2 protein-coding genes are annotated in these 4411 nt (G+C 35.8%); both read left to right on the top strand.

Annotated features, from left to right (window positions below; translation table 11 throughout):
• Positions 1–340, top strand: a 340-nt coding sequence (locus tag DFP83_RS13260; protein ID WP_110576522.1) for an IS30 family transposase, incomplete at its 5' end; no start/stop codon positions are given.
• Between the two features lie 2557 nt (positions 341–2897).
• Positions 2898–4244 (top strand): O-antigen polysaccharide polymerase Wzy, encoded by a 1347-nt coding sequence (gene wzy / locus DFP83_RS13270; protein ID WP_110576526.1) that lies wholly within the window; start codon positions 2898–2900, stop codon positions 4242–4244.
• The last annotated feature ends 167 nt before the right edge of the window (positions 4245–4411 follow it).

The following is a 4411-nucleotide window of genomic DNA, read 5'->3' on the forward strand; positions in this document are numbered from 1 at the left end:
AGAAATGCTGCAGCCCTTTAAAGCTCTGGTTCACAGCATTACGGCCGACAACGGTTTAGAATTCGCGGGTCATGAACGAATTGCAAAAGAGCTCGCGACCGACGTTTATTTTGCTGATCCGTATGCTTCGTATCAGCGCGGCGCGAACGAAAATGCGAACGGGTTATTGCGTCAATACGTGCCAAAAGGGACTGATTTGCGCACTGTAACAAACGAGCTGATGGCTAAATATCAGCAACGCCTGAATTTACGGCCCAGGAAAACACTGGGCTTTATTCAGCCAGACATAATTTTTAAAGAGCAATTGCAACAAGCTATGGGCGAGTGTTGCAGTTATTAGTTGAATCTAGGATTTATCACTTAGGTATATTCTTGGTTTCTACGTCAGTTATTTCTACGAGTCAAGTCTCAGGTCGTTGAATGTAGTTCGGTGTCAAAATTTTCATTTTTACTCGTGTTGCAATGTTAATAAATCTTAAGGTGCCTATAGATTTGTCGTTTTTCCTTATATAGATGTACTACTACGCTAGTTTTCCAACATTTATATGGTAAGTTTATTATAGTCTTTTTATATTGATTTAATATCTGAGAAATCTATTGGTTTATTATTTAATTGACCATTTTTATGATTATATCAATAAATAAGTAGCAAATTAAAGTCATCATAATTAAACTTTAAAAGTTGAGGGTAGGACTCTAACGCATTAAGTCGTATGCAATCAGTTTATATAGCTATTTTAATACGGCATCAGAGTTTTATAATAGCCTTTTTTAAGGCATTCTTTTATATTTTTTCTGTTAGATCTGGGATTTATGAAAATGTCAGTCGAGTTGCTCTGTTGGCGATTTTATTAATGATAAATAAATATTAGCGGTATTGGTTCGTTTATGCGCCGTTAGTCGGACTAGCGTATATCATGTAGTATAAAAAAGGATACCACCACATAAGTCGTGTGGTATGTTGGATAGGGAGTTCCGTAATTTTTTAACCTTGGTTAAAACAAGATTGTTAGTTAGAAGTTACAGTATCCTGATATCGGTTGCCAAACTAACAATGGTCGACTGGTGAAAAATCATTCATAGTTATCGAATTAACTAGAATTCGGAAACCGCATTTTCGTCCCATTGCTTTGAAGGAAGGTTAGGTATTAAGTAGCTCAAACAATGGCCAAAATACTATCTGCTTGGTTTCGTACTCATCGTCTAACGCGATTCTAAGACAATAAATTAATGATTGAAAATACAGCTAATGAATTTTAAACGAATATTGTCGAGTATTTTTGAATATTCTTAGCATTTCTGGATACCAGTTTCGAACTAATACAGTCAAAAGTTGGAGGCTTTGTACGGGAACATACTGCAACGTACTGCCATATTAGAGTATTCCAAGATTAAGACAAATGGGGCAGTAAAGTACGCTTATTAGGCTACTAGATTTATTTAATGAAACAATCAAAAACAGCTATCGCGCCATAGAGCAACGACCGTTCTGTTTATCGCTCGGCGAAGTTAATGCGCTACTCTAGTATCCGACGTTAACGAATCAACAACAATATGTCGAGTGGACAGCCTTACAACTCAGTGATGCTGATTTTAAGCGCGTCGGGGTGACCTATTAGATGCATTTTTCGTCACTTGGACTTAATGTTCGATATTTGGGGGTGCAAGTAAAATTTCCGACGGGGAATCCCTTTACATCTAGATTCTTTTAATTGGTCAAACAATCCGTTGAATGAATCAAGCTACGAGAACAGGGCGAGAACGTAAAAATTTTTTTGAATAGCTAAATAATAGTTCGATTTGACGGTCTGCTCTAGTCGTGTTCATACACTCTCTTTTTCGGAGAGACCAAACAAGCCTGATTATACTAACTTGCCACGTTGCCCAAGTTAAAGATCCAAGGCAAGCATTAAAAGTAACCTATGAACTGTTTGATGTCCTGTCTTTGATGCACTTGCGTCATTTCCGGTGATGAAGGCTTCGAATAAACTGAAGATTTTGACCGCCTGCGACTTGAGTGGTTGAAAAAGTACGGTGATTTTAGTCATGGCATATTGGTCTACGACACCATTGTCAGGCTGGTTTTTCGTGTCGACCCACAAGCATTTCATCAGCGTTTTATCAAGTTGATGCAGGCGACAGAAAAACTCATTGATAAAGAATTTTCTTCCGCTGATGGGAGGACACTACGAAGCTCCTAAAAGCGGAACGACAGGCAATCTAGACTGCAAATGATAAATCCGTTTGCTACTAAAACGCGATGTGGTCTTAGGGCTGCGACGAACAGATGAAAGTCGAATAAGATTACCGCTATATCTGAATTACTGGAGCTATTAGAACTAAAAGGCGCGATGGTGCCCCTCGATTCCATGAGCTTCTAAAAGCAAATAGTAAAGACCATAGTCAAGAAGAGGGCTCACTACTGCATATAAACGAAAAAGAACCCAAAAACGCTATGTCACTCGCTTCAGATTTATTCGAGCTCAGTATCAGAAAAGAGCCTGGTCATCGCTCAAGACTATTGGAAGTGCCACTTATTATCGATTAGTGAATAGGAAAGAGCTGCAACAGTATCAATATTATATTAGCTCAGAATACATATCCGCCGAGCAGTTTGGCAGAAAAGTGCGCGTGCACTGGGCGTTGAAAATCATCTGCATCAGGTTATCGATGTGATAATGCAAGAAGACGATAACAGCGAGCGTCAATCGCAACCAGAATATGGCAACTATGAGCGAAGAAGTACTGAATTTAATCGTAATTTCTTAAAACGTTCACGCACATGACCCGATTAAAGGTTGATCTTAAATACAATGTCTTGTAATAAATTAAAAAATACATTTGCAAATTTCACTAATTGATAATAATTAAATTTTCTAAACTGGGTTTTGAAGGGAATGAAAAATTACATATTTCTTTTTATATCGCTTGTTGCATATATTTATTCTCCTGAAAGCTATAACTTGAAGTTCGTAGTATTGATTTTTCTATTATTCTTGTTGCAAGTGGTACCGTTCTTAATAAAGAAGAGCAAACTTGATTACATAAATTTCTATACTATTTTTTACATAAGCTTTTTACTAGTAAACTTTTTTTATCCAGCAATATTATATCCCATTGATCCAGAATTCTTCTCCGTTTTTACTTTAACGTTCAATCATGATGTTATAAATAGAGCAACAGCTTTAGCATGTCTTTCGTCTAGTTGCTTTGTGATAGGCGCTTCGCACGTGAAAAGCGAACAACTAAAAAGAACAACCATTAATAGGGTCTATTACAAGCACAATATACCAACGGTAATTACCTGTGTTTTATTTTTTGCATTCGTGTCAACCGTTGGAACTGAGTTTCTCTCAGGTAATTTTGTTGCTCATAGCGCCGTATCGTTATATATACTTCAGCTACTTACATGTAGTTTTACTTTGGCATCAATAATCTATTTTAAATATTATGAACAACAGTCATACGGTTACCTTTATATTTCATTAGTATTGTTGTTTTCTTTTCTTTTTTTAAGTGTAGGAGATCGGGGTCCTGCGCTTAGTTTATTATTGGTTTGTTTTACACTTTATTCAAATTATGTGAAAAGAATTAAACTTTTGTATGCAATGCCAGTCGCTTTCCTTGGTATCTTTATTATGCATGTCGTTGGTGAAGGAAGAGTGGCTGAAACAGTTGTTGGTAACGAAAATATTTTTGTACGAGGCATGGAAAACCTTGGTGACGGAGTTAATAGCTTATACGCAATGACACATAGTTTCGTGATTAATTCTTGGACCTTATACTTTGGCTATGATTATGTTGAATCGAATGGTTTAAATTATGGCTTAACAATAATAAAACCAGTTTTAGGGAGTTTTCCTTTTTTACTAGGCTTAATTAAAAATACTTTTGGGTTTGATTTTCAGACTTCAGCTGAGTTTTTTACATACCAAACTTTAGGCGAAAATGCGTCGTGGGGCCTTGGAACAAATCTAGTTATCGACGTTTATATTTCCTTTGGTCTAACTGGTTGTATGATTTTATTTTATTTGTTTGGTCTTTTTGTTGAAAAATCTCGAGTCAGCATGCTTAAAAAAAATAGTATATCAACAAGTATAGTTTACTATAACCTAATTGGTTTTGCAGTTTATATGCCCAGAACATCAATATTTATGCCATTGAAGTTCATGTTATGGACATTTTTTATTTTTATTATATTGGTTTCAGCAAAAGCTTTACGTTCAAGAGTTATAAAATATTAATGGTGTAAATATAAAATTGATTTTTTCAAGCCGTCGTTATAAAAATTAAATAATTTTTTTAAAATAAAGATTCCTAGATTCAACTAATAACTGCAACACTCGCTCTTAGCGTGTTGCAATTGCTCTTTAAAAATTATGTCTGGCTGAATAAAGCCCAGTGTTTTCCT

The organism is Idiomarina fontislapidosi, assembly GCF_003226255.1.
Lineage (GTDB): Bacteria > Pseudomonadota > Gammaproteobacteria > Enterobacterales > Alteromonadaceae > Idiomarina > Idiomarina fontislapidosi.

What these genes read in the sequence shown, in the direction of transcription:
- wzy (WP_110576526.1), top strand. Translation starts at nt 2,898, where the DNA reads ATGAAAAATTACATATTTCTTTTTATATCGCTTGTTGCATATATTTAT.